Genomic DNA, 26,565 nt, shown 5'->3' on the forward strand with positions numbered 1-26,565 from the left:
TTATTATTTTCCAACAACTAACGCACGACTTCGATACCGGCTACATTCCCGACATCGTGGTAATTTTTTCCGGTTTTTTTGTCGGTGAAGTCAACCGTGACGATGCCGGAAAGTCCTTCTTTGACGATTTTGTTCATCCCCTGTTCGGTCGGCGCCAGCAAAGCCCCTCCATGGAGCACTTCCGCGCAGATGGTCAGGGAGGCGGAGGCATGGGATACTTCGATTTCAATCCTGTCATCGGTCAACAATCCCAAAGTGAATTTGCTGCGGTTATAGGTCGCAAAACGGTACTCCTCTCCATCCACGATAAAATTGCAGATGAAGCCTTCGAATGAGGAACCCCGGAAAGGGATTTTCGCCACGGAGAAGAAGAGGCTGGTCCTATCGTCCCGGAAATGGTTGCACTGGATCCAGACGTACTCCTGCGGGAAAGACGTTCCCCAGTCCTTTTCGAGGTAGCCTTTGCCGCCCGTAAAATCACTGGTTTTATTTCCAATCGCCACCGTTCCATCGATGGCGTGATTCATGCTGATGACGCCGTGGTAGCATTCCATGTTCGGGATGTAGGCGAAGAAACCCATGATGGATGGAGACACCAGTGTGCGTTTGACCGCTTGGAATGGCCCTAGTTTCAGTATGCCTTCTATCCGGAAATCATCCTCTTCGAGATGCACGCTGACGAGCGTTTCCGAAAAGACGCTGTTGCCGACTTTCAGCACAAAAGGAGTTTGGTTATATTGAAAGGCAGACAATGGATAGCGGATGTAGCCGGTCCGCAGCTCTTTTTCGAGCGCTTCTCCGACATGGACATAGGAATATTGGATAAAACAGTGCGGGTCTTCCTCGGTGATTGAAATGCCGGGAATCAGACTAAGGACGGTCTTTTCATCTGCTGAAACACTTTTGAAATACCATCCTTCAAAATAGGGACCTTGCTTTTTCAGGTCGCCTTGAAACAGGATCGGATGGGTCACTTTGTTTGCCATGGCGCAGCGCTTCCTTTCGCATGCATTCTTACCTTTACTATGCAACAACAGCCCTTGTTCCGTCAATTTTTTGCATTTGCAGAGAAGTCATTTTTTTCGTTTGATCCGGTTGTTTAGCCAATGGTTGTTTTTTGAATGTCAGTTCCGGTGAGAGGATCGCTCATCGGAGAACAACTGTGCCAGACAGCTCAGCTCCGGCGAGCGAATGTCCGCCGGAGTTGCCTGCGTAGCGGACGGCTGTACTCCGGCGAAGCCGCCGTGGTCGGAGGTGATGATCTTTTTTGATCTTTCCCTCCGGCACAGCAACATCGCAGTCACCCGTGCACAACAAAAAAAGAGCCCACCTTCAAAATGAGGCAGACCCTTCTTCCGATTGTTCTTACTGTTTGATGATGGATACGACGCGTGCGCCGTCCACTTCTATCGTCACGCTGTCGCCGGCTTTGATGAACGGCAACTGCTTGTCGATGGATACTTTAGCGATATAGATGGTTTCTGCATCGCCTTCCATCGTGAAGTAATAAGTCGTTTCGCCGTCGATGACGACTGATTCCAAAGCAGTGATGGCACCGCTGAGTGTTTCGGTCTCGACGACTTCTTCTTCCTCATCGGTTGTTGTCGAAACGACGCCGCCGGTATAGGCGTTCCACGCAGCAGCCAAGGAATTGCCGGTCCCGACTTTCTGATAGTTCGTCGCATTCACAAAGGCGTACATTTTGATCAAACCGGCATCATCCTTCAAGGATAACTGATAGACCGGCTTGTTTTCCATATTGAACAAAAGCGGGAAAGTGCTGATGTAGCCTTTTTCCTGCACCGATCCCTGCGCGCTCTCCATGGCACTCCATTCGGTTGCCGTGCTGATGTTGTAGCGTTTCGATTCTTTGGTCCTGGAATTGACCAGCACAAACCCGATATTCGATTCATCTGCCGCGACGGAAGTCAAACCGGTATACAGATACAGATCATCATTCAGCACGATGTAGTTGTAGCCCTGCGCATTTTGGATGACACCCTTCTTGCTGATGACGCTGTTCAGGTAACCGCCTTGGTATTGCCCGTTGTAATTGATCTGCGTCATCACCATGTTCGCCGGGAACACGCGATCGACCCAATCAGGAACATCGGCAACGCTATAGCGCGTGATGTCACCGGAGGAAGCATCCACAACGAAAATACCGACGACTTCCTTAGGCCCCATGAAGCTGAATTTCTTTTCAACGATAGGCGCGATGTAATACGGATTGCCCTCTTCGTCCAATTCAAAGACCGGATTTTCAAACATTACAGTCGGATAGTTGAAAAAGATATGCCGCGTGATATCATCCCCGAAAAAGCCGGAATGGGAGTAATGAATGTTCTTCTCCAGATTCACCAATTCAGAATCTCCCGTCACCATATCGACGGTCACATAATGCGGAATGCCATCGGCGCGGTTGTTCAACCAGCGGAAAAAGCTGACGTATTCCAATGGCGAAACGCGGACCGAACCGCCTTTATAAGCGATCTGCGTGTATTCCGTGCTGACGTCGAATTGCGAAACTAAATTGAGGACTTCCCCGAGTTTACGGCTCCCCAGACGCTCCGCCATATCGCGGTCGATCGTCGGTATCTGCGAAGGGTCCGTGATGGTCAGGTCCTCCTCAAAATTTCCTTCCGTATGCGTAATCAAGCTGGCGTAATCTTTGGCCCTGAAAATTTGGGAACCAAAAAGCATCCCACCAATCAAGAAGACAATACTGATTCCAATGATTGCTCCAGAAACTTTGTTGACTTTATCAGCTTTCGACCGATCCAAGACGTTCATCAATGCTGCACTTGCGACTAAATACAAAAACATATTCGTCCAAAACTCCGGTGACTGGATCGACACTGGGGTCAACGCCGAATACCAATATCCTAAAAGAACGACTGCTGGCAGGCCATAGGCAATCGCCACACTTTTCCAATTTTTCACAACTCTGCACCCTTTCTTTTCCTTCGAATCTTTCCTCTTAAACACTTAAGGATTTGATGCTAGTATTATACCATTTTTTTGAGCTATATTTCTAATTTCAATATATCGGATTATTTAGGCAACCGGAGCAGATTGGCACGCTTGATCAGTGCTCCGGTCAAAAGCAGGAAATGCGGCTTCACCGGAGGACAGCACTTCGGGATGGTCGGGTGCTCCGGCCAGGTGGATGCCCGCCGGAGCTGACGTTTTCCTCCGGAGAGGAGGTGCTCTGCCGGAGGAGAAAATCCAAAAAGACGATCACCTCCGACCACGGCGGCTTCGCCGGAGTACAGCCGTCCGCAACACAACCTCCTCCGGCGGACATTCGCTCGCCGGAGCTGAGCTGACTGGCGCAGTTGTTCTCTGGTGAGGGCACTCTCGCCGGAGCTGACGTTTTCCTCCGGCCAAACGCATCCTCGCCAGAGCAGCACAAAAAAACCGAAGCAACGATTCCCCGTTGCTTCGGTTTTTTCAACTGATTAGTAGATGTCAGTATCGCCTGACAAGAAACGGTCCACTTCGCCTGCGGCTAGTTTTCCTTCTTGCAAAGCCCACACGACCAAGCTTTGTCCACGGCGCATGTCGCCGCATGTAAAGACTTTTTCCACGTTAGTTTTGTAGTCGGTCTCTGTTGCTTGGATATTGCTGCGCAGATCGCGTTTCAAAGCCAATTCATCCGGAATCGTATCTTCAGGACCGGTGAAGCCCATCGCCAATAAGACTAAGTCCGCTTTCCAGACTTTTTCGGTTCCTTCGACAGGAACTGGATTCATTCTGCCTAACGCATCACGTTTCCATTCGATCTGTACAGTATGGACAGCGGTAACTTCACCTGCCTCATTCTTTTCGACTTTCGTCGTGTTGATCTCGTAGTTGCGCGGATCGGAGCCGGTCAAGTAGATCGCTTCTTCTTGGCCGTAGTCCGTTTTCAGCTTTTTAGGCCATTCTGGCCAAGGATTCGTATCGGCATCACGTTTGTCCGGTGCTTGCGGCATGATTTCGAATTGATGCACGCTCTTCGCGCCATGACGGATGGAAGTACCGACACAGTCGGTACCGGTATCCCCGCCACCGATTACGATGACGTGTTTGTCTTTGGCAGTGATTTTGCTTTCCTGCGGTTCGCCCGCAAGGATATTTTGTGTGTTTGCAGTCAGGAAGTCCATGGCCATATGTACGCCTTTTGCGTCATTGCCTTCGACATTGATGCCGCGGGCGCGGGTTGCGCCGCCGCATAGAACGACTGCATCATACGTGTCGACCAATTCTTGCGCGCTGATGTCTTTGCCGATTTCGGTGTTGCAGACAAATGCCACACCGGCTTCTTCCAGGATGTCCAGTCTTCTTTGGATGATATCCTTGTCCAATTTCATGTTTGGGATACCGTACATCAACAAACCACCCGGACGGTCGCTTCTTTCGAAGACAGTGACCGCATGGCCGACTGAAGTCAAGTAGTGCGCAGTCGCAAGGCCGGCAGGACCGGATCCGACAACCGCAACGCGTTTGCCGGTAGCCGGAGCTTTAGCCGGTTTTACCCAACCATTCTGGAAAGCATGTTCGATGATTTCGTATTCGATGCTGCTGATCGTAACGGGTTCACCGATAAGTCCGACTGTACAAGATCCTTCACAAGGAGCAGGACAGACACGACCTGTGAATTCCGGAAACGGATTGGTCAATGCTAGACGTTCGTAAGCTTCTTTCCATTGACCGCGGTACACCATGTCATTCCACTCAGGGATGAGATTGTGCAGCGGGCAACCGGACGCCCCGTTCGGCAACATGATGCCTGCTGAACAGAACGGAATGCCACAGCTCATACAACGGGACGCTTGAGTCCGAATTTTTTCTTCTGATGTTTCTTCACGCATCTCGCCCCAATTTTTGATGCGGACCTCCGGAGAAATCTTTTCATAATTGGAACGGCTATATTCCTTAAATCCAGTAACTTTTCCCATCTTATCCCTCCTCCTTAGTTTGTCACAACTGGTTTGTAGCGCTCATCAAAGGCATAACGCATTGCGTCTTCTCCGGTGATGCCCATCTGGTTCGCTATTTCGATGTTCTCCAGGATGAACTTGTAGTCGTTGGAGATGACCTTAGTGAAGCGGGATTTCATTTGATCCCAGTTAGCCAAGATATTTTGCGCTTTTGGACTTCCCGTAAAGATCATATGCTCCTGCAACATGCGCTTGATAGTGTCATGCTCTGTGCCATTCAAATCTGTCGTTGCGCTGACCATTTCCATGTTCAGGTTGTTTTCGTCGAAATCAAGGATATAAGCTACCCCGCCTGACATCCCGGCAGCGAAGTTACGACCGGTTTTTCCGATGATCAGAACCGTACCGCCAGTCATGTATTCACAACCGTGATCGCCGATTCCTTCAACAACAGTATCCACGCCACTGTTACGGACGCAGAAACGTTCTCCGGCGATTCCATTGATGTATGCTTTACCACTGGTCGCGCCATAGAAAGCGACGTTACCTGTGATGATGTTTTCTTCAGGTGCGAATGTAGCCTCATTCGGTACGCGTACGATGATTTTACCACCGGACAAGCCTTTACCGATGTAGTCGTTCGAATCGCCTTCCAGCGTCAATGTCATCCCTTTCGGAATGAATGCACCGAAACTTTGTCCTGCTGATCCCACGAAGGTCAATTGGATCGTATCTTCCGGCAAGCCTTCAGCACCGTATTTTTTCGATATTTCGCTGCCGATGATGGTTCCGACAACGCGGTCGATGTTTTGGATAGCTGATTTCGCTACGATGCGTTTCTTAGAGTCGATGGCCGGTTTCACGATTCTCAACAGACGACGCATATCCAATGTTTTCTCTAACTCATGGTCTTGCTCCGTCATGTTGTATCTGCCGACATTCGGTGCTGCATATGGTTGGTACAATACGCTGGACAGATCGACTGTCTTCGCTTTCCAATGCTTCACATTTTCTTTCATCTTCAGCTTGTCGCTGCGTCCGACCATTTCATTGATCGTGCGGAAGCCTAATTTCGCCATGATTTCACGCAATTCTTCGGCAACGAACATCATGAAGTTCACGACGTATTCCGGTTTGCCTTGGAAGTTCTTGCGCAACGTTTCATCTTGCGTAGCGATACCCACTGGACATGTATTCAGGTGGCAGACACGCATCATGATGCAGCCGATAGCCACCAGCGGTGTTGTCGCAAAGCCGAATTCTTCGGCACCCAACATGCAGGCGATCGCAACATCGCGACCAGTCAATAATTTACCATCCGTTTCGACGCGGACACGGTCACGCAATTTGTTCAACACTAATGTTTGGTGCGCTTCAGCCAAGCCCAGTTCCCACGGCAAGCCGGTATTACGGATGCTGGTTCTTGGTGCTGCACCTGTACCGCCATCATAACCGCTGATCAGGATCGTATCGGCATTTGCTTTCGCAACACCGGCTGCGATCGTACCAACGCCGGCTTCAGAAACCAACTTCACGTTGATGCGCGCATGACGGTTGGCATTCTTCAAGTCGAAGATCAATTCTTTCAAATCTTCGATGGAGTAGATGTCGTGATGCGGAGGCGGTGAAATCAGGCCTACACCCGCGATGGAGCCACGTGTTTTGGCGATTTCAGGATACACTTTCTGTCCTGGCAATTGGCCGCCTTCACCCGGTTTAGCACCTTGGGCCATCTTGATCTGGATTTCTTTCGCGTTCACCAAGTAGTGGCTGGTAACGCCGAAACGTCCGGAAGCGACTTGCTTGATGGCACTGTTGCGGGAATCCCCGTTTTCATCCAATTCGAAACGGCGCGGATCTTCTCCACCCTCACCAGAATTGCTCATCCCGCCGAGACGGTTCATAGCAATCGCTAAGGTTTGGTGCGCTTCGATACTGATCGAACCGTAAGACATCGCTCCAGTCTTGAAGCGTTTCACGATGCTTTCAGCCGATTCGACTTCTTCGATCGGAATCGCATCTTGTGCGTTTGGCTTGAATTGCATCAGTTGACGCAACGTGTACGCGTTCGTATCAGCATTGATTTCGCGGGAGAACTCCTTGTATTGCTCATAGTCCCCTTGGCGAGTCGCTTGCTGCAGACGGTAGATCGTGCTCGGATTGTACAAGTGTTCTTCACCCATAGCCGAATATTGGAAATGACCGCCCACTCCCAGCGTTTCGCTGTAAGGCGCTGTAGCTTTATAGGCACTGTCATGACGCATTCTGTTTTCTGTGGCAATTTCCTGCAGACCGATACCTTCGATACGGGTAGGTGTGCCTGTGAAGTATTTAGCGACAACTTCGCTGTTGACTCCCAGTGCTTCAAAAATTTGTGCACCATGATAACTGCGCATCGTTGAAATACCCATTTTGGTCAATACTTTGGACATACCATGGACAGCTGCGTGGATGTAGTTCGCTTCCGCTGATTCAGCATCCAGTCCGTCCAACAAGTCTTCTTCAGCAAGTTCGCGGATGGTCGCATAAGTCAAATATGGATTGACCGCGTTACAGCCGTATCCGACCAATGTACAGAAGTGATGCACTTCTCTTGGTTCACCGGATTCCAGCACAAGGCCGACGCTTGTGCGTGTTTCTTCGCGGATCAAGTGATGATGCAGACCGGAAACAGCCAATAAAGCCGGAATGGCTGCCCATTCAGCGTTCACGCCGCGGTCGGAAAGGACCAAAATGTTGGCGCCTGAAGCAATAGCCTTGTCCGCTGCACTGAAAAGACGTTCCAAAGCTTTTTCCATCCCTTTCGCATCTTCTTCGACACGGTATAAAAGGGAAAGAGTGACCGTTTTGAATTTGTCGTCCTGCAACGCTTTGATTTTCGCTAATTCAGAATCCGTCAAAATCGGGCTATCCAAGTAGATGGCATGTGTGTCAGCCTTATCCGGATCTAACAGGTTACCGCAATTTCCGACAAGCATTGTATCGGAAGTAACGATTTCCTCACGGATCCCGTCAATCGGAGGGTTCGTAACTTGCGCAAATAATTGTTTGAAGTACAGATAAAGCATCTGTGGTTTGTCTGATAAGACTGCCAACGGAGAGTCGATCCCCATTGCTCCGACTGAATCGCCACCGGTAACGGCCATCGGTTTGATTAGTAACTGGATGTCCTCGAACGTATAACCGAAAGCTTTCTGTTGGTGCAACAATTCTTCAGGTTCAACCGTTGCGGTCAATGGAGCAGGTGCAAGGTCCTTCATTTTGGAAATGTGCTTCTCAGCCCATTCTCCGTAAGGTTGTTTGGCAGCGACTGTTTCTTTGATCTCTTCATCCGAGATGATACGTTTTTGCTTCGTATCGATCAACAGCATCTTGCCTGGCTCCAGACGGCCTTTATAGGCTACATCTTCCGGACGCACATCTACGACACCTACTTCGGATGAAAGGATTACGCGATCATCTTTCGTCACATAGTAACGGGACGGACGCAAACCGTTTCTGTCCAACACCGCTCCGACGATTTCGCCATCCGTAAAGCCCATTGCTGCAGGGCCATCCCATGGTTCCATCAGGAAGTTGTTGAAGTTATAGAAATCTTTTTTGGATTTCGACATCGTTTTGTTCTTTTCCCAAGGCTCAGGAACCATCATCATGACAGCTTCCGGCAATGAGCGGCCGTTCAGATACAAGAATTCCAGATTGTTGTCGAATTGGGAAGAGTCGCTCCCTGTTTCGTCGACGATCGGATAGATTTTTTCGCTGGCATCCAACAGATCCTGGGACATGCTGCCTTGACGGGCGCGCATCCAATTGATGTTTCCGCGGATTGTGTTGATTTCGCCATTGTGGATCAAGTAACGGTTTGGATGAGCTCTTTCCCAACTTGGGAAAGTATTCGTACTGAAGCGGGAATGGACCATCGCCAAAGCGGATGTGAAATCCAAATCCGTCAAATCAAGATAGAAGCTGCGCAATTGTTCTGCAGTCAACATCCCTTTGTAGACGATTGTTTTCGAAGAGAAGCTGGCAAAATAGAACGAGCCGCCTCTTTTTTCGCTCATCGGTACGATTAGTTTTTCGGATAATTTACGGATGACGAACAATTTGCGTTCGAAATCCATTTCAGTCATCTCAGGATTTCCTTTACCGACAAAGACTTGGATAAAACGCGGAATGGCTGCTTTTGCAGTCACACCGATTTCGCAGCTGTCGATCGGAACCTCACGCCAACCCAACACTTTTTGACCTTCGGAAGTGACAATCTCTTCCACCATTCTCATTTGTTCGTGACGTAGATCGTCATATTTATGGGCAAAGAGCATCCCTACTCCATAATCGCCTTTTTTAGGCAAATGGATTCCTAGGACGTCGCACTCCCTGCTGAAAAAATGATGAGGAATCTGCACCATGATACCTGCTCCGTCACCTGTTTTGGCATCAGCGCCGGAAGCACCCCTATGCTCCATGTTTTCCAATAAATCCAACGCATCAGAGACTAATTTATATGAGCCATTTCCATTGATATCAACGACAAATCCCATACCGCATGCATCATGCTCGTAGGCGGGATCATACATTCCTTGTTTTTTTGGAGGAGTGTAACTATTCATTTCGGCGTCCCTACTTTCTATTATGTTATTCTGATATTATAATCAAACTCTAATTTAAATACAATCCATTTTCATTCATTTTTTCACAATTAGTTGCATCTTTTTTTTGATAGTAACAATATTAACTTTGGAAAAAACATTTGATATAACACAATTATACAACCTGGCGACCGGTTACTGACTTGTGATAGATTTCATAACATCACCATGTAAACAGTTACCGTTTTCATCACTTTTTAATGCAAGATGCCTTCATCATGACATTCTGATTGAAAATAGCTGATTTTTATTAAAAAATACCCGACCTTGATTAATTTTAAGGTCGGGTAATTGATTTTGTACTATTTGGTCAGTGTCAAAAGCATTTCTCTGACGGTCTTGCAGGCCATAGCGGTAGAAGCGCCTGACGGATCGTATTGCGGAGAAAGTTCAACCACGTCGGCTGAAACGATCTGGTTCAAGTCCTGCAACGCTGCGATACCCGCCAACAATTCTTTGTAGGTGATGCCGCCTGGCTCAGGTGTTCCGGTTCCAGGGAAAGTGCCAGGATCCAATACGTCCAGATCGATCGTCACATAAACGGGAACATCCTTCAATTGCTGGACAATCTGCGGCAGCGTGTCGATGGTGAATTTTTCCATATAAGTATGCTCTTTCGCCCATTCGAATTCTTCCTTCAAACCGGAACGGATACCGAATTGGAAAATGCGGCCGTCTCCCAGGAAGTCGAAGCAGCGGCGGATGACTGAAGCATGCGACAAGGATTCGCCCATGTAGTCTTCACGCAGATCTGTGTGGGCATCGATATGGATGACATGCAGATCTGGGTATTTTTCATAGGCAGCCTCGATGGTAGGCAGGCTCACGAGGTGCTCGCCGCCGACCATCAAAAATTTCTTGCCATTGTCCAATACTTCTTTTGTGTAGGCTGCGATATCGCTCAAGACGCGCTCTGTGTTGCCGAAAGGCAGATCCAGATCTCCGCCATCATGGATGGCCTCTTCTTCAAGGTCGCGATCCAAATAAGGGGAATAACTTTCCAAGCCGAATGAATCCTGGCGGATCGCCTGCATCGCAAAGCGCGTGCCTGGCCTGAAACTGGTTGTTCCGTCGAATGGGATCCCGAATAATACGGTAGATGCTTCTTCAAATGAAGATTCGCAGCCGATAAAAGTCTGGATGTTCATGTTATTTTTCACTGTCTGCCGTCCTCCAACTGTATGCTATTTGATTGTTGTTTCGATTGATCAGTCTTTCAGGACTTTGATCTGATGAGGCATTTTTTCCTCAGTCAGGACGTTGCCTAGAGTTTCATTGTAGTAGTGGTAATGCTGCACGACTGCTTCAGAGATCACTTCACCAGGGATGATCAACGGAATTCCTGGCGGGTAGATCATGATCGAGTCGGCACTGATGCGGCCGATTGCGTCGTCGATGCCGACCACTTCATTGTCGGCATAGAAGGCGTCACGCGGGCTGCAGGCCAATTTGTTGATGCTGCAAGTCATCACGTGCGCATCGAAGTGTTGGCTTGCTTTTTTGTAGCGTCTGCGGAGATCCATCAAGGCATCAACCAGTCTTCCGATTGATTCGCGCGTATCGGCTGTGCTGATGACTGCCATCACTACATAGCCTTCAGCCAACTCCATTTGGATGCCGTATTCTTCCTTCAAGATTGTGTATACTTCGAAACCGGTCAAGCCGATATCATTGACACGGATCACCAATTTGGTCCAGTCATAAGTCTGGTCAAATTTATCCTTGATGTAGTCGGATTTCAATACTTCATAGTCGCCGAATGCTTCGATCGCTTCAATCGCTTCGCTGACGATCGGACGCAATTTTTTGTAGCGGTCTTTGCCGTACATCGCCAATTCGCTGCGTGCGGCATCGATCGAGCTCATCAACAAGTAGTTCGCGCTTGTCGATTGCAGCATGTTCAGCACTTTTTGTAATTTTGTTGCGGAAATGCGCTCCCCTTGCATCACCATCAAGGAACTCTGCGTCAAAGATCCGCCGGTTTTGTGCATGGAATAAGTCACCGCATCGGCTCCAGCTTTCATCGGATCCTTCATTTTTCCGGGCATGAACGGCAAATGCGCGCCATGCGCACTGTCGACGATGACCACGACGCCGCGTTCATGTGCGATATCACAGATCGTCTCCAAATCGTTCAAAGATCCGAAATAAGTCGGATAAGTGACCAAAAGAGCTTTCGCTTCAGGATTTTCATCCAAGCCTTTGATGATGCGTTCCACGGAGATACCGTGAGAAATTCCGAAAGCCAAATCCATTTCAGGCTGAATGAAGATCGGCTTTGCGCCGCTCAAGATCAACCCGCTCATCACTGACTTATGGCAGTTGCGGGGAACCAAAATCGAATCGTTCGGCCCCACCACGCTCATGATCATCGCTTGGATGCCTACAGTCGTACCGTTAACCAAGAAAAAGGCTTGATCGGCATTGTATGCTTTTGCAGCCAATTCCTGTGCTTCTTTTATGACGGATTGCGGATGGCTCAACAAGTCCAATTCTTTCATGGAGTTGACATCCATCTGCATCGTCATATCACCGACTGCCATTTTAAATGGCGTCATCTGCGCACCCATTTTATGTCCAGGGACATCGAAAGGCGTAACGTCCTGTTTCGCATTTTTAACAAGCGCTTCGAAAAGCGGCATTTTGATATGTGTAATATTTTTTGCTTTTACGTTAGAAATTTGGTAAGTAATTTTGTCAGAATGACCTTCCAAATAAGTGTCTGAATTGAATAAAACCTTTTCAGCCAAATAGATTTCCCCCTTTGATATAAAAAATGGGCATAAAAAAAGCTCTCCAACCAAAGGAAAGCTTCGATATCTATCAGCTGCTTTTCCTCTTATTGCTCATAGGACTTGGATAATCCTACGCTCAGGTTGGGCACCCAATATCAATCTGTACTCAAAAATTAGATTGATTGGTTTGCCACCGTATCTTCGACCCCTCGTCTCAACGGCTATTAATAAGAGATATTCAATTTATGCAAGCTAAATTCTATACAAATATGGTGTATATGTCAATGATTTTGAACATAAAATAATAATTTTTTTCAAACGTTTTTCCGAACGATACTTAAACAGTTGTTTCGCAACATTCATGAATCACTGTGAACGCCCTCGTATTCCGAAAAAGTTGTATTCGCCTTTCCTATATTCCTGCTCCGGTGAGAAGATCCTCGCAGGAGTTGAAGGTCGATTTCTCCCCTGTCCTCCGACGAACCTCACCTCGTCGGAGTTGCGGTCCGGATTTTCTGTTTTCCTCTGGTGAAAGCCCGATTCGCCGGAGATCAGGCCATGTTATCGGATTTTACTTGCACACCCGGCACTACGCCATAAAAAAACACAACCCGTAATTAGGATTGTGTTTTTTTATGCGCACTATTTTTAGGCTTTCGACTGGCTTTTCACCAATTCGAATTCTTCTTCCATCGCAGCGGATGGTTTTTCCCCGATCAAGGAGAAGATCACGATTGCCACGCAGGAAAGGATGAATGCCGGCAACAGTTCGTAGATGCCGAACACGCCGCCGATCGGTTTGATCAGAAGTTTCCAGATGAAAACAGCGATTCCGCCTGTCAACATACCGGCGATGGCGCCTTGACGCGTCGTTTTTTTCCAGAACAAGGAGAACAGCATCAATGGTCCGAATGTCGCACCGAAGCCCGCCCACGCGAAGGATACGATCGTGAAGATGACGGAGTTCTCATCCAAAGCGATGATGCTTCCGACAATCGCCAAAACGATCAAAATCATCCGCGTCATCGCCATGATTTGCTGATCGGAGGCATCCTTGCGCAGAACGCCTTTGTAGATGTTTTTCGAAAAAGCACTTGCGGCAATCAGCAGGTACGAATCCGCGGAACTGATCGTCGCAGCCAAAATGCCTGACATGACGATTCCGGCCAATAGCGGTGGGAACAATAAAGTCGACATTTCGATGAAGATCGTTTCCGAAGTGGAAGCAGTCGTCAACGCCATCGGGAACATCGAACGTCCGATCAGACCGATCAGGACGGAAGCAGTCAGTGAAAGTGTCGTCCAGATGATGCCGATGCGGCGTGATTGCTTGATTTCATCGGCTGAACGGATTGCCATAAAGCGCAACAGCACTTGCGGCATGCCGAAGTACCCAAGTCCCCAAGCCATGCTCGATGCAATCGTGATCAGTCCGTATTTGCCTGCAGGTCCAAAGGCAGCCAACGCGCCATCAGCCTGTTGCACGCCATCAACCAATGTCGGTGTGGCGATACCGAAGAAATCCAAAAATCCTGGTATGCCATCCAGGTTATCGATGACCGCTCCAGGACCACCGGCATGCACAACGCCTCCGACCAAAACAACTGCCAAAGCCGCGATCATGATGATGCCCTGCATAAAGTCGGAAACACTCTCCGCCAAAAATCCGCCGATGAACGTGTAGAACACGACGAATACCGCTCCGGCAATCATAACCGGGATGTACGGCACTTCGAACAAGGTAGCGAAGAGCTTCCCTACCGTCACAAAACAGCTGGCTGCATAGACGGAAAAGAATACAAAGATGAACGTGGAAGATACCGTCAAAATGATGCGTTTGTCCTCATGGAATCGATTGCTGAAGAATTCCGGCAACGTGATTGCTTCCGCTGATTCGGAATAATGACGCAACCGTTTCGAGACGATTATCCAGTTCAGCGCTGTCCCCAGTGCCAATCCGATCGCTGTCCAGAATGCGTCGGACAATCCTGACCAATAAGCCACGCCCGGAAGTCCCATCAAGAGCCAACCGCTCATGTCCGAAGCTCCGGCACTGATTGCGGCGACCCAAGGACCCAGACTGCGTCCGCCCAAGAAGAAATTATCGGAGCTTTCGTTTGATCGCTTGTAGTAATAAAAACCGATACCGATGATGATTGACATATAGCCGGCCATCGCCATAAAAATTAATGCTTTATCCATAGTTACCCTCCAAAATAAATAATGACATGTTTCATCATTTTAATTTAATTAAAATTTAATGAATTCACTCAGCCATCATAGCACAAGAGTAAAATTGTAAGCAACCTTATTTTCAGGATAAGCAGGTCAAGCATTCTTATAGCGGTTACAAATATCCATTGAACCAGTCAAAGTAAAAAAGCTTACCTACATTCCCCATTACAGGATAGTAGGTAAGCTTCCTTCATTTTGCGCAGGTCATACAGCTTTCAGGCGAGCAACAACCCACTCGATGATGTCCTGCGTTACTTCATCTTTGTTCGTCTCGTTCAGCAGTTCGTGGCGGGCACCCTCATACAGTTTGTAGCTCACGTGCTGAAGGCCAACATATTGGTAAGCCCTGCATGTCTGGACGATGCCTTTTCCGGCCTTGCCTCCGACCGGGTCGGCGGTACCGGAAATGAAATGCAAGGGCAGGTCCTTCGGTGTCGAATGGATGTTCTCAACGTTGTTCATTACCAGCAATCCGCTGAAGAAATCATGGAAATAACCGGCCGAGCCGATTTTGCCACGCAACGGATCCGCTAGAAATTTATCCACTTCCAACGGGTCCCGGCTGAGCCAATCCAAATCCGTCCGAGCGGGCTTAAAACCCCGATTGAAGTTCTGGAAGACCAGCTTGTCCAGCAAAGGACTTGGATGGGTGCGACCATTTCTTTTGATTTCCGACGCTGCCACGACTGTGCCGAGCTTCAGCAACCCATTCGAAAACACCCCGGAACCGGACAGAACTGCGCCGGTAAGATCGTCCCCGTACAACTGAATGTAGCGTCTGGTCAACATAGAGCCCATGCTGTGGCCAAACAGGAACAACGGAATGGCTGGGTTTTCTGCTTGGATGATTTCAGTCAGCGCGCGCATATCTGCGACGACCTTGTCGAATCCTGCCTCATCCGCAAAGCAGATTGCTTCCCCGACATTCCCGTTCGTTTTGCCGTGGCCACGATGATCATTTCCGTAGACGACGATCCCTGCTTCCGCCAATTTGCTTGCAAAAGCATCATAGCGTCCGATATGTTCTGCGTAACCATGCGCGATTTGGACGGCGGCTTTCGGTTTCTGAAGAGCTTCCGGCGACCATTTCATCGCGAAGATTTCTGTCTCGTCACTTGATTGGAAAGTGAATGATGCTGCTGTCATGAGTGGACCCCTCTTCTGGTATCAGGTTATACAAATGGTTAATAAGCATGGCTAACGCTATACTTTTCTCCAATTTAGCGATACCGGTTCAAAATGTCAAGCACCATAACAGCAGGGTAACGAATCTCTTTTACTGGCTCAACCCCTCATAAATCTTTTCTACATTCCATTTCATCATATCGTAATAGCTGTCGCCGTCTTCCCCTTCTTCCGCAACGGAATCCGTGAACAGATTGCTGTAGACTTCAAGATCCACCTCGTTTGACAATCGTTCCATGCTTCGTGGATCGACGCTCGTCTCCACAAAGAGAACTGGAACTTGAGAATCTCGGACTTTTTCAATGATTTGCTTCATCTGATCAGGCGTACCTTGACTCTCGGTATTGATTTCCCAAATATAGGCGGCTTGCAATCCGTAAGCTTGGGAGAAATATTTGAAAGCTCCTTCGCTCGTCACCAACAGTTTCTTTTGCTCGGGGATATCAGCGAATTCTTTTTTTGCTTCGCTATCCAGTTCCGTCAAATCGGCAATGTAAGCATCCGCGTTTTTTTCATAGGCTGCTTTATTTTCAGGATCTTTCTCGCTCATCACGCGAGAGATTTCGGTGATGTACTTAATGCCGTTGGAAATGTCCAACCAGGCATGAGGATCTTGTTGCGAACTGTTGCCCGACAGATACAGCGGCTCGACATTTTTGCTGACGACAAAGTAGTCCTCATTTTCTGCCTTGCCAGCAGTTTCCATCAATTTATCAAACCAGCCATTGCCAGTTTCCAAATTCAATCCGTTGTAGAACACGATATCGGCTTCGCTGGCTTTTCGAATGTCTTCCGGCAAGGGTTCGTATTCGTGCGGGTCGGTCCCGACAGGCACGATACTGTGGGCATCGATCAGATCCCCTCCAATTTTTTCTACCATGTCGCCGATAATGGAATTGGTGGAGACAACTTTAAGCTTGGTTTCTGTTGTTTCTGGTGCATCCGTGATTCCTTTATCTTCTTCCGGAGAATTTCCGCAGCCTCCCAAAACACCTACAAACAGCACTGCAGTAAGCAACAATAATTTATTCTTCATCATAATGAATTCTCCTTTCTTAATTGACCGATAAGGCCCTTCTTTGGTGCAAAAATGAATGCTACAATGAAAAATATAGCTGCTGCCATGACAATCGTCGCCCCAGACGGCAAGTTGTAACTGTAGCTGAAGTAAAGCCCTACGATAGAACTGAGGGTTCCAAATACTGTCGACAGGACAATCATGACGAGCAATTTATCGGTCAGTTGATAGGCAGTTGCAGCCGGGGTGATCAGCATTGCGATCACCAGAATCGTCCCGACTGTTTGCAGCGAAGTCACCGCCACAAGCGTCAGCAAAAACATCAAGCCATAATTGATGGCACTGATGTTCCAACCATATGATTTAGCGATAGTCGGCGCAAAAGAAGTCAGTTTGAGTTGTTTATAGAAAAGCGGCACCGAAATCAAGACGATGATAAGCACAGCGGCTGTCAACAACATGTCTGAATCCCGGACAGCGAGCACATTCCCGAAAAGGATATGATACAAATCCGTGGAGCTTCTGGCAAAGGAAATCAAGATGATCCCTAGAGCAAAAAATGCACTGAAGACGATTCCGATTGCCGTATCGTTTTTCAAACGACTGTGTTTCGTGACAAAACCAATGAGAGCGGCCGACGCCATCCCAAAAATCGTGGCGCCGATGATATAGCTGCTCCCCATCATATAAGAAATCGCCACTCCCGGTAATACGGCGTGCGAGATGGCATCCCCCATCAAGGACATCCCCCGCAAGATGATGAAGGAACCGATGATTCCGGCAGATATTCCGACCATAACGGAAGTGATCAAAGCGTTCTGCAGGAATTGGAAATCCAAGAGTCCTTGAATGAATTCAGTTAACATTTGTTCCACCCCCTAGACTGATCATTTCGGTAATTGCTTCCCCATAAGCCCTTCCCATATTATTGGCAGTAAATACCTCAGATACAGGACCATTGGCAACCACTTCTTTATTGATCAGGACAATATTATCAAAATAAGACTGTACTTTATGCAGATCATGATGCACGATCAGGATTGATTTGCCTTCATCGCGGAGTTGCTTCAACAGCTCAATGATGATTTTCTCGCTTGTAGCATCGATCCCGGCAAAAGGTTCGTCAAGCAGCAGCCATTCTGCTTCCTGCGCCAACGCTCGCGCAATGAAAACGCGCTGCAGCTGTCCACCGGACAATTCACTGATGTGTCGATCTTTAAAAGCTGCCATTCCGACTTTCTCTAAAGCTTTCAATGCCAAATCCTTTTCTTTTTGCTTCGGTCTTTGGAAAAAGCCTAGATTTGCATAAGTGCCAAAAAGTACGGTTCCGAAAACATCTATCGGAAATGAGAGGTCGATTTCTTGTCTCTGTTCGACATAGGCTATCTTGTTTATCATTTCCTTCAGCGGTTTGCCGTAAAGACTGACTGCTCCAGTATTTAACGGCGTCAAGCCCATGATCCCTTTCAATAATGTTGATTTCCCGGCTCCATTTGGTCCTACGATCCCTGTTAATTTGTTCGGCTCAAACGCAAGTGTTGCATTTTTGATTGCAGACTGCCCTTGATAGGCTATATTCATATTCTGGATTTTTAAATTTTCCATGATGCGTCGATCCCTTCTCGTTTTTATTTTCCTGTCTCTGAATTTTTGTCGATCGACCCACAATATATAAGGCTGAATTAAACTAATCGTTAGGCACACCTAACTTTTTATTTAAGTTTAGCTTATTTAATCCAAGTAAGCAAGTATTTTGCATTTCCCGCAGACCTTTTTTGTAGCCCTTTTCTATGAATGCCAAAAAAATCACCTTTTTAGGTCATATACATGAATGAAGTCCATTCATACAACAACTTAAAAAGATGATTTATTACACCATACAGCCCATCAAATTAATATTTGCAAGGTTCTATATGTGAAAAGTTTACTCCCACTCGATGGTCGATGGTGGCTTGCTCGTGATGTACTGTTATATCAAGGTTTTCAGCCCTTGGTAACGTGAATTTCTTTAAGGAAATAGTAACAGATTAATTCAGCAATAGCAAGGTATTTTAACCATTTATCTACTATATAATAATAGTATACTGTAGCCTGCCTTATATTTAAAGGGATAACCCGGTTTTATTCAGGACGTATTAAAGGCTATTTCAGATTAAGTTACGGGTATCTGTACGCTAACTTCCCTCAAAATACGTTTAAGCAAAGGGATTAACGGTTTAAAAAAAAAGGACCTCCCGGCGGTTATTACTGTGCCAAGGGGTCCCTTACTGTTACTTATTCAGTTAGTCACGGTACTATGTTGTTTAGCCTTAAACTCTGCCATTCCCTCCGCAACGATCAGTGCCACCTTTTTAAAGTCTACGGGCTCCTGGCTCTCCTTACGTGCAGTAGCTCTCTTGTGGCAATTTAGTCTCCCTACGTAAATAGCGAACTCCTCAGTCGTATATCCTAGGTAGTCTGCTAACTCTGCAAAAAAGCCGCGCTCACGGTCTTTAGATGCTAGTATACTGTACTCACGTTCTCCCCAGGTCTCAGGGTCTGTCGGTAGCTTATGGCCGTCAATGTATAAAGGATTATCTGCCCGGTACACAGCTGTAGCCAGTTCCTGCGGTAGACCTTTTCTCCAGTCGATCCGCTCCCTGGAATACTTAACCCCGTCTAATCTGCCGTCATTACTTAACATAGGGGACGGGTAAATATTCACTAGGCTGAGGGTTTTACGGTCTATCGCCCACTTAACCGGTAACTGCTCAATTTGTAACAGTTTCTCAGCAAAGCTATTTAGGTCCCCGGCTCTATACTCCTTTAACCGTTCTGCCAGGCCCTTAAGGATACTGGTTATCTGACTGTCCTTAACGTCATCACTGATTAAGTAGCTTTTTACAATATCCAGTGTAATATTTCCACGGGTTAACAGGCTAAAATAGCGCTCCACAGTGCTCTCTAACTTGTCTCCTCTCAGTGTTACCGGTTTAGGTACGTCATACTTACGGCTGTAGTCCCCTGTTAACGTATCCGCCTCAAAATCTGCCTTAATATCCGTATACTCTGCTTTATCGTTGCCGATCGCTTTGCTTGCCTGCTCCCTGGAAAGGCCTGCCTGCTCTGCTATCTCGTTAACGTCTGTAACGCCTATTACCTTGCTTAAATACCTGGCACGGTACAATCTGTTATTATCCAATATTTACCCCTCCTATATACGTAAAGTAAGGACCCTCTAAAGGGCCCTCGTGTTACTGCTTACCTGCTTACCTGTTAATATTCCTTACGTTTACCCGGGTTATTCAGTGCCGTTAACCACTCGCCAGCCGTTAAGTGTAGCTCTAAAAGCTCTGAGGCGTCTGTAACCCGCTGAATAACGTTTTCCCTAGCCGGCGCCTCTACGTTTTTAATACTGTTTAAGGCCGGTACGGCGTTCTTATGGCCTCTCATGGTCTCTCTAGCCTGTTCCCGTGCCCGCTCCCGTGTTACGTTAGGGCCCTCGTTAAGCTCCGTAAGCATATCCTCAAATTCCTTGTCAGTGATGGGATCCACTCTCTTATGGTAATCCTTACCCTCTGCGTATACGTTGGCACCCAGTGGGCTATGTAACGGGTTAACCGTATCTGCCGGCCCTGCTATGATACGTTCAAGCCTTACAGCGTCACTTAACAGCTCCAAATCAGGGTGCTGTACCTCGTTATACATTGACATAAAGACTAGACCCCAGTAAGTAGCCTCCCTAAAGAACGCCGGATCAGTAAAGATACTGCTGTCCGTAAAGCGCTGTAGGTTCTCCTCGCTGTCCCGGGTCTCCCGGTTTAGTAATCCGGTCTCAGTAAGCTGTATCCCTAGGGCGCGCGTGTCCATATAGCCGGATACCGTGCTTAAGCTGTTTAGAATAAACCAGTGTAAACTGGTCTTTTTTTGTGCTGTACGGGCTACAAGGTCCTTACCGTTTAGCCCTGTAAATTCAATGAGTAACTTACGGTCCTGCGTGCTCCCTTTTGGATCCAGGGCACGCTCTATTAAGACGTTGGTAAAGGTATCTAATTCTGATCCGGTCATGGCACGCTGTTTACTACGTCCTAACGCCTGCTTAAGCTCCGCCTCTGATCTGCTGTATTCTGCGTCATAGTCTGCTCTGTTACCTGAAATATATTTCCTTACAGTCCTATCGCTGATATTTAAAGCCTTAGCATATTCTAGCTGAGTAACCCCCTCAGTAGCGTTTAAAAATGCAAAAGTTATAGCGTGCGCTTTAGGGGTAGCGGGCTGTTTCTCTGCCAGGGAATCCGCAATAACTCTGGCTTTACGTTCCTTTTCTGTTTCTGCCATTATCTGTATAAGCCTCCTCTATACGTTAAATCTTTAGTTAGCGCCTCTACAGCCTTGTTTAGCGTCTCCAGGGCTATTAAGTCAATTTTAGCGTTGTTACCGATAATAACCCGGTTGCCGTCCTCGTCCTGCACTGCCTTGTTACCTAGCTCTAATACGTTATAGGCTTTAAGAGCATGCTGTACTAAGTTACCGGTGCCTACCTTTTCCAGTCTCAGCGCTACCATTGTTTTATAGTCCTCTCCCACTGTCTGAGGCGTTGCTGTATCGTACACCTCGGCATAAAGAGCCTTAAGAGCTTCAAACGCTGTAGGCTCCTGCTTGTAGTAGGGGATAGCCAGGGCTGTAAGCTCCTTAATAAATTCCGGTCTACGGTTTTTATGGATAATCTGCATGAAAGCCAGTTCGTCCTGCAATTCCCGGCGCTCCCTGGTTAGTTTTACACCTTGCACTTTTTCCGTAATAGTCAGTAAGGCCTTGTCAATCTCTGCAATTCTAGCTGTAATTAATTGCTGTTCTTGATCGTTAGCCTCGTACTCCTGCACCGCTGAAAAAATAGGCTCTGATAACAATTTTAACGCCTCTACCTCCTTGTTAAACGTCTCTAGTAACGTTTCTCTGTTGTTCCCCGTTGCTGTGATAAGTGTATTCTGTGCGCTCAATGTATTCATAGTTTATTTACTCCCTTTCGTGTTAGCGTTTAAGTGTGCCATTGCCTTTTCATGGTCCTCTATGTTCTTCTTAGCGATTGCGTCATTACTGGCCTTAGCCCGTTTCTGTAGTTCCTTTTCAAACTTGGCGTCTTTTCTAGCCTGTAGGCCGTTGCTGATACGCTCTGTAGGGCTCTTTACCCGTTCATTCTTTTCAGGTCCTCGGATCGAAATACCCAGGCTCTCCCGTGTAATAACGGCCTGCTTACGGGGCTTTGTAAAATTAATTTTACTGTATGCCTTGCTTATGCTGTCTATGCTCATGCTGTTGTGCCTCCCTGGTTAGTTGCTGTTTTCTTAGTTGTAACAGTTTTCTTTTTCGGCTTACCAACCTTAGCTTTGAACTCAATATAAGAGCTTAGAGGCGGTACGCCTGCTTTACGGTAAACAATCAAAGGGTTAACCTTAATGAACTTTTCTTTTCCTGCCTGGGACTTGCCAAAGATGTGCATACCGTCAAACTTAGCGCTGTTCATGTTGCGCTGTAACGTGCTTACGTCTATATTTAGCATTTCTGCCAGGTCTACAATAGCGATACCCTGGACTTTATCCCCCTCACGTTCCATAACGTCATAGGCTAGAATATTGCTCTCATAGGACAAGTAGGGGATAATGGCAAACAATAGCCCCAGGTTATAAACCGTTACAGTGCCATCATTAAAGGCCTGCTGTATGTTTGCCTGCCATAGTTTAGCTTTTTCATTTACGCCATTACCTGCACCTGCTCCCCTAAACAGAATAGACGTATCTAACAGAAATGCTGTGCGTCTCTGCCCGTACTTATCTACCGTGATTTCTGTTAAAAAGCCGGCCGTTTTCAGGTCCTTAATCAGCTCGTTAAGGGTTTGGTCCTTTCCTATTTTAAGTGCCTCTTTAAGCTCCGCCTTGTTCATTGGTACGTTGCTCTGATCCGTCAGTTTTAAAATACCGTCATAACCTGCGTAAGTGCTGATTACAGCCAGGTACCCCAGTTGTCTAAATGTTAATTCTGTCATATTTTCCAGCCTCTCCTTTAGTTCCTGCATTCCGGCAAAGATAAACTGTTCCGGTTTAGTATCAGCTGAGGCTAGCTGTGTTTCTTTATGCTTAAGCTGATGGTAGGCCTTTTGCTGTGCCACTGTTCTGTAATTTGCTACATCGCTGATTATTTCCCCTGTTTCTGTATTGACTAAAGCTAGGTTAGTGCCTTTGTTAGTATTGTTGTTAATACCCATTGTTAGCGATCCCTCCTAAATGTTAGTAACGGGCTTTCTTTTCCCGTTCTATTACTATATTAAGAGGGAAAACGGTTATCTGTGACTCTAGGTGTTATGCCATTTCTCCAGTTACGTAGGACATAAACCATAAAAAAAAAGCTATAGTCCAGGACTTTCCCGGCTATAGCGTGTTCAAACAATGCAAAAGTGGGTCAAAATACGCCTCAGACATTGCATAAGTGGCAAGACTTTCAGGCTAAAAAAACGCTGTAACCTTTGGGGCCGTAAGCGTACAGCGTTTCATCCTAAAAAGAACCCTTCTTAATCTTCTAACCTGATCCCCGTTATCTAACTGTTTATTACTGCCTTTCTAACGTTCCCACTGCCTTAATACTGTTTAACAGTTAATAAAGAATACTCGTTAGCCTACGGCTTCACGACGGGCTACGCCCGCATCCTTACAAAATAACCATATTTAAATCCCTTTTCTTTATAACGTCCTGGCCGGGGTACTGTATAGCCGTTAAGCCGTAAGCCTTGGGTACTGTTACTGGATCCTTGTTAACTAAAAAGGTAATATCTCAGGTATTGTTTTAGGCGGGGCCGGTAGGCCAGGGGACCGGTAGGGACCCTATAAGGGTTAACCTTAACTAACGGTTATTACCGTATATAAAAGAGGTACGAAAAGCCCTGGGGTAAGGTACTTATGAGGATACACTGTAAAAAAAGGGTAAAAAAGGAGGCCCTCAGGTATAAACCCGGGCCCTTGCTGTACCGCTGTATTTCCAGGTAATGCTGTACCAGGGGGCTAGGACGTTTATACGCTGTTTAAGGGCTGTATAGGTACTGTGTAGCACTGTAAAAATACCCGTTACACCCAGGAAGTGCCGGCTGTGCCTGACCGTTCCACTGGCCCAATATTTAACAATTCACCGGCATTAAGAACGTTAAACCCTTGCTACTGCTGTGCTTTGGGCCGGTCCTACCACTGTTCCCGTTGCTGTTCCTACAGGGCTAGAAAAGGGATAGCCTTAATTACAAGGACCCTGTTAACGCTGTAGGGCCCTTAATAACGTTATAGGCCTTGCTGTGGATCCGGTAAACCTTTGTTCCCAGGGCAACAAAAAAGGGACCCTGTAGGCCCCTGATATAACTGCTGTTTAGTTGCTATACTGCCGTGCTCCTTGCGCCCGATATTCCCTGTAAATGGTAGCCCGGCTTATCTTTGTAGCCTCTGCAATATCGTTAACGCTCTTTCCGTTGGTATCACGGTTAGCCATTAACTCTAAGGCAAGCTGTAAGTTCTTATTGTCCTTAGTGTACTTTTTAGGCATACCCTTATATACGCCCCTAGCCTTAGCCTCTGCTATGCCCTCCCGTTGCCGTTCTAGTATCATTTCCCGTTCCCATTCCCCTACAGATAACAGGATATTCCTTATAAGTTTAGAGGTAGGGCTGTTGTCGAATACGCCCATATTAAGCACGTTTAGGGTTATTCCCTTATCGTTTAGGCTGTCTATAAGCTGTATGCCCTGGGTAACGTTACGGGCTATACGGTCCATTTTGGTAATGATTAACGTATCTCCGGCCTGTAGCTGATTAAGTAGCTTATTTAGCCCGGCCCGGTCTGTATTCTTACCGCTTGCTTTCTCTGAGATAATCTTTTCAGCCCCGGCCCCCTTTAGGGCTTTCTTTTGTATTGTAAGATCCTGACCTACTGAGCTGACCCTTGCATATCCGTAAATCATTGTAATAACCCCTTTTCCCCGCTTACTCTTGATACACTCACCTGATACATCCATAACCCTAGTATAAAGCCATTCCGCTATTGTGTCAAGTGAGTATACCTCAATGATACAAGGCGTTCTATTTACGGTTATACTTGGCTAGGGGACTGGCTATATCTGGGGGCTTTACTGTTTATCCTAGGTACGGCTGTTAAACTCCTGTGATACTAACTGTATTACCCAGGATCGCAACCTTGTTACTGTTAATGATACGTTAATAAACAGCGCATAACAGCCATTTAACAGCGTTTTACCTTTAGTAAATGTATTAAGCTGTACGATTAGTTTTCGCTGTCTGAGTCTTTTTTTCACGTTGTAGGCCTAGTTATAGGGCGGACCTGGGTACCCCGGGGGACACCCCCTCTGAGATTCTGCACGGGGCGTTTTAACAGTACGGGATCCGGGGAACGGAAAACAGGACAGTACGGTAGTCTACAGCCACCATACTGTCCTGTACCCCCGTACCCAGGTTTTTAGCTTTTAAAAAAACAGGATAACCCTATAAAATTTTTACAATTCCTAAAAATAGTTTTCAAACAGGGCCACCTAGTTCGAATAAGCCTAACATACCGTATACATGCAGTTGTTGTTAATACGCTTTTACGAATTCATTTTTTACTTTGTTTTTTTATTTGTTCTTGTAGATACGTAACATTAAGCCTATTGCCACGATCAAAAACGCAACAAACAAAAATGGTAATACTAGCATGGTCCAACTTACGGCTTCGTACAGCACGCTACCGAAAATTATTGGGAACAAAGATATGATAATGATAATTAACAGAAACATAGCGATTCTTATAAGCGTCTTCATAAACATTCTCATTGCAAAGCAACTCCTTTAATATGATTTGATCAATGTATTAAAACTTTACATGCTCAATTATAATTAATTCTTGATATGTTGTCGCCAATTTATTTTTATCTACAATTTCAAATATAAAGGCCATCCATCATTGTGTTCGGATACACTTTACATACTATATATGTCGTTATTTTTGATACGCTCTTTTTGACCAGCCCCCGATTTTATTGTGGTTTATTCGTTTTTTTATAATCTTTTTGATATTCTTTTATCGCTTTCATAAAACTTGAAATAAAACTCCAGTTTTGCGGTAAGTTTAGTTCTGAGAGTAAATCACGGATGTAATTCCTCCTCTTTTTGTCATTAGATAGACTAAAAAATTCTTCCGTTTCCTTTATGTCATTTAATATTAAATCTGATATTATTTTGTGATCATCGTTTCTGTAAATGGGTTTCACCATTATGTTCCCCGGTATTTTGTTATATCCATTTGGTAATAATGAATCATATGCCCTTATCGCATAATCCTCTAAATCATCTAAAGATGAGAACGATGTTTTTGCTAAAGGAATCAAGCTAATGCTGAATTTTTCTCCCGAACAATAATCTTCATGTAATTCGGGACTTCCCATATTTAGCATAAAATGTTCATATACTCTGTTAACCATATTTTTCGATTTACCCACATAATAAAGGTCTCTATCATAATTATAGATAAGATAAATACCAACAAGATATTCACTTGTTCCTTTCTTCTTAAGTTCATAAAAGTCTTTGGGAGCATATTTTGGCATTTCTTTTCGTAAACTATCTAGCTCTTTCCTAACGCGTCTTTTGTTTTGGGTTCGTTCGATTTCAAGATCCTTTCTATAAAAATATGACGGAGATATTTCTCCAAAAGGTTCATCACCCAGCACCTCTCTTATCCAACTTATTTCACTTTCTGTAAGCATGCAATCACCCCTGAATTCTATCTTTAAACATCATGATACCTTAACTTATT

At 46.3% G+C, this 26,565-nt stretch carries 18 protein-coding genes and 1 riboswitch; all 18 genes read right to left on the reverse strand.

Annotation, left to right across the window (positions count from 1 at the left end; all coding sequences use genetic code 11):
• Nucleotides 1–17 precede the first annotated feature (17 nt).
• Complete coding sequence (locus PH235_RS10480) at nucleotides 18–986, reverse strand: tocopherol cyclase family protein (protein ID WP_272162288.1); 969 nt, start codon at nucleotides 984–986, stop codon at nucleotides 18–20.
• A 379-nt stretch (nucleotides 987–1,365) separates the two neighbouring features.
• Nucleotides 1,366–2,943 (reverse strand): hypothetical protein, encoded by a 1,578-nt coding sequence (locus PH235_RS10485; protein WP_272162289.1) that lies wholly within the window; start codon nucleotides 2,941–2,943, stop codon nucleotides 1,366–1,368.
• Between the two features lie 518 nt (nucleotides 2,944–3,461).
• Entirely contained in the window at nucleotides 3,462–4,943 is a 1,482-nt protein-coding gene (locus PH235_RS10490; protein ID WP_272162290.1) for a glutamate synthase subunit beta, read from the reverse strand.
• Nucleotides 4,944–4,957: 14 nt separating this feature from the next.
• Nucleotides 4,958–9,535, reverse strand: a complete 4,578-nt coding sequence (gene gltB, locus PH235_RS10495) for a glutamate synthase large subunit (protein WP_272162291.1) — start codon at nucleotides 9,533–9,535, stop codon at nucleotides 4,958–4,960.
• A gap of 341 nt (nucleotides 9,536–9,876) precedes the next feature.
• Complete coding sequence (gene speB / locus PH235_RS10500; protein WP_272162292.1) at nucleotides 9,877–10,734, reverse strand: agmatinase; 858 nt, start codon at nucleotides 10,732–10,734, stop codon at nucleotides 9,877–9,879.
• A 48-nt stretch (nucleotides 10,735–10,782) separates the two neighbouring features.
• Nucleotides 10,783–12,324: an aminotransferase class I/II-fold pyridoxal phosphate-dependent enzyme gene (locus PH235_RS10505; RefSeq protein ID WP_272162293.1), complete on the reverse strand. Its 1,542-nt coding sequence runs from the start codon at nucleotides 12,322–12,324 to the stop codon at nucleotides 10,783–10,785.
• Nucleotides 12,325–12,410: 86 nt separating this feature from the next.
• A riboswitch (SAM riboswitch) is annotated at nucleotides 12,411–12,543 on the reverse strand.
• A 414-nt stretch (nucleotides 12,544–12,957) separates the two neighbouring features.
• On the reverse strand, nucleotides 12,958–14,511 hold the full coding sequence (locus PH235_RS10510) for a sodium/proline symporter (protein ID WP_272162294.1): 1,554 nt from the start codon (nucleotides 14,509–14,511) through the stop codon (nucleotides 12,958–12,960).
• A 237-nt stretch (nucleotides 14,512–14,748) separates the two neighbouring features.
• On the reverse strand, nucleotides 14,749–15,690 hold the full coding sequence (locus PH235_RS10515) for an alpha/beta hydrolase (RefSeq protein ID WP_272162295.1): 942 nt from the start codon (nucleotides 15,688–15,690) through the stop codon (nucleotides 14,749–14,751).
• 130 nt (nucleotides 15,691–15,820) lie between these two features.
• Nucleotides 15,821–16,771, reverse strand: a complete 951-nt coding sequence (locus PH235_RS10520) for a metal ABC transporter solute-binding protein, Zn/Mn family (RefSeq protein WP_443080874.1) — start codon at nucleotides 16,769–16,771, stop codon at nucleotides 15,821–15,823.
• Complete coding sequence (locus tag PH235_RS10525; RefSeq protein ID WP_272162296.1) at nucleotides 16,765–17,613, reverse strand: metal ABC transporter permease; 849 nt, start codon at nucleotides 17,611–17,613, stop codon at nucleotides 16,765–16,767. Before PH235_RS10525 ends, PH235_RS10520 begins: the two co-directional genes overlap by 7 nt.
• A complete protein-coding gene (locus PH235_RS10530; protein ID WP_272162297.1) occupies nucleotides 17,603–18,352 on the reverse strand; it encodes a metal ABC transporter ATP-binding protein in 750 nt (249 codons plus the stop codon). Before PH235_RS10530 ends, PH235_RS10525 begins: the two co-directional genes overlap by 11 nt.
• Before the next feature lie 673 nt (nucleotides 18,353–19,025).
• Complete coding sequence (locus tag PH235_RS10535; protein WP_272162298.1) at nucleotides 19,026–19,928, reverse strand: hypothetical protein; 903 nt, start codon at nucleotides 19,926–19,928, stop codon at nucleotides 19,026–19,028.
• Nucleotides 19,929–20,002: 74 nt separating this feature from the next.
• Nucleotides 20,003–21,064, reverse strand: a complete 1,062-nt coding sequence (locus tag PH235_RS10540; protein ID WP_272162299.1) for a hypothetical protein — start codon at nucleotides 21,062–21,064, stop codon at nucleotides 20,003–20,005.
• Complete coding sequence (locus tag PH235_RS10545; protein WP_272162300.1) at nucleotides 21,064–21,735, reverse strand: hypothetical protein; 672 nt, start codon at nucleotides 21,733–21,735, stop codon at nucleotides 21,064–21,066. Before PH235_RS10545 ends, PH235_RS10540 begins: the two co-directional genes overlap by 1 nt.
• Before the next feature lie 3 nt (nucleotides 21,736–21,738).
• Complete coding sequence (locus PH235_RS10550; RefSeq protein WP_272162301.1) at nucleotides 21,739–22,038, reverse strand: hypothetical protein; 300 nt, start codon at nucleotides 22,036–22,038, stop codon at nucleotides 21,739–21,741.
• Nucleotides 22,035–22,988, reverse strand: a complete 954-nt coding sequence (locus PH235_RS10555; RefSeq protein ID WP_272162302.1) for a hypothetical protein — start codon at nucleotides 22,986–22,988, stop codon at nucleotides 22,035–22,037. The genes PH235_RS10550 and PH235_RS10555 overlap by 4 nt, the downstream gene beginning before the upstream one ends.
• A gap of 1,142 nt (nucleotides 22,989–24,130) precedes the next feature.
• On the reverse strand, nucleotides 24,131–24,718 hold the full coding sequence (locus PH235_RS10560; RefSeq protein WP_272162303.1) for a recombinase family protein: 588 nt from the start codon (nucleotides 24,716–24,718) through the stop codon (nucleotides 24,131–24,133).
• Nucleotides 24,719–25,786: 1,068 nt separating this feature from the next.
• Nucleotides 25,787–26,515, reverse strand: coding sequence for a GIY-YIG nuclease family protein (locus tag PH235_RS10565; RefSeq protein ID WP_272162304.1), 729 nt, complete (start codon nucleotides 26,513–26,515; stop codon nucleotides 25,787–25,789).
• Between the last annotated feature and the right edge of the window lie 50 nt (nucleotides 26,516–26,565).

This window comes from Trichococcus sp. K1Tr (assembly GCF_028309625.1).
GTDB lineage: Bacteria > Bacillota > Bacilli > Lactobacillales > Aerococcaceae > Trichococcus.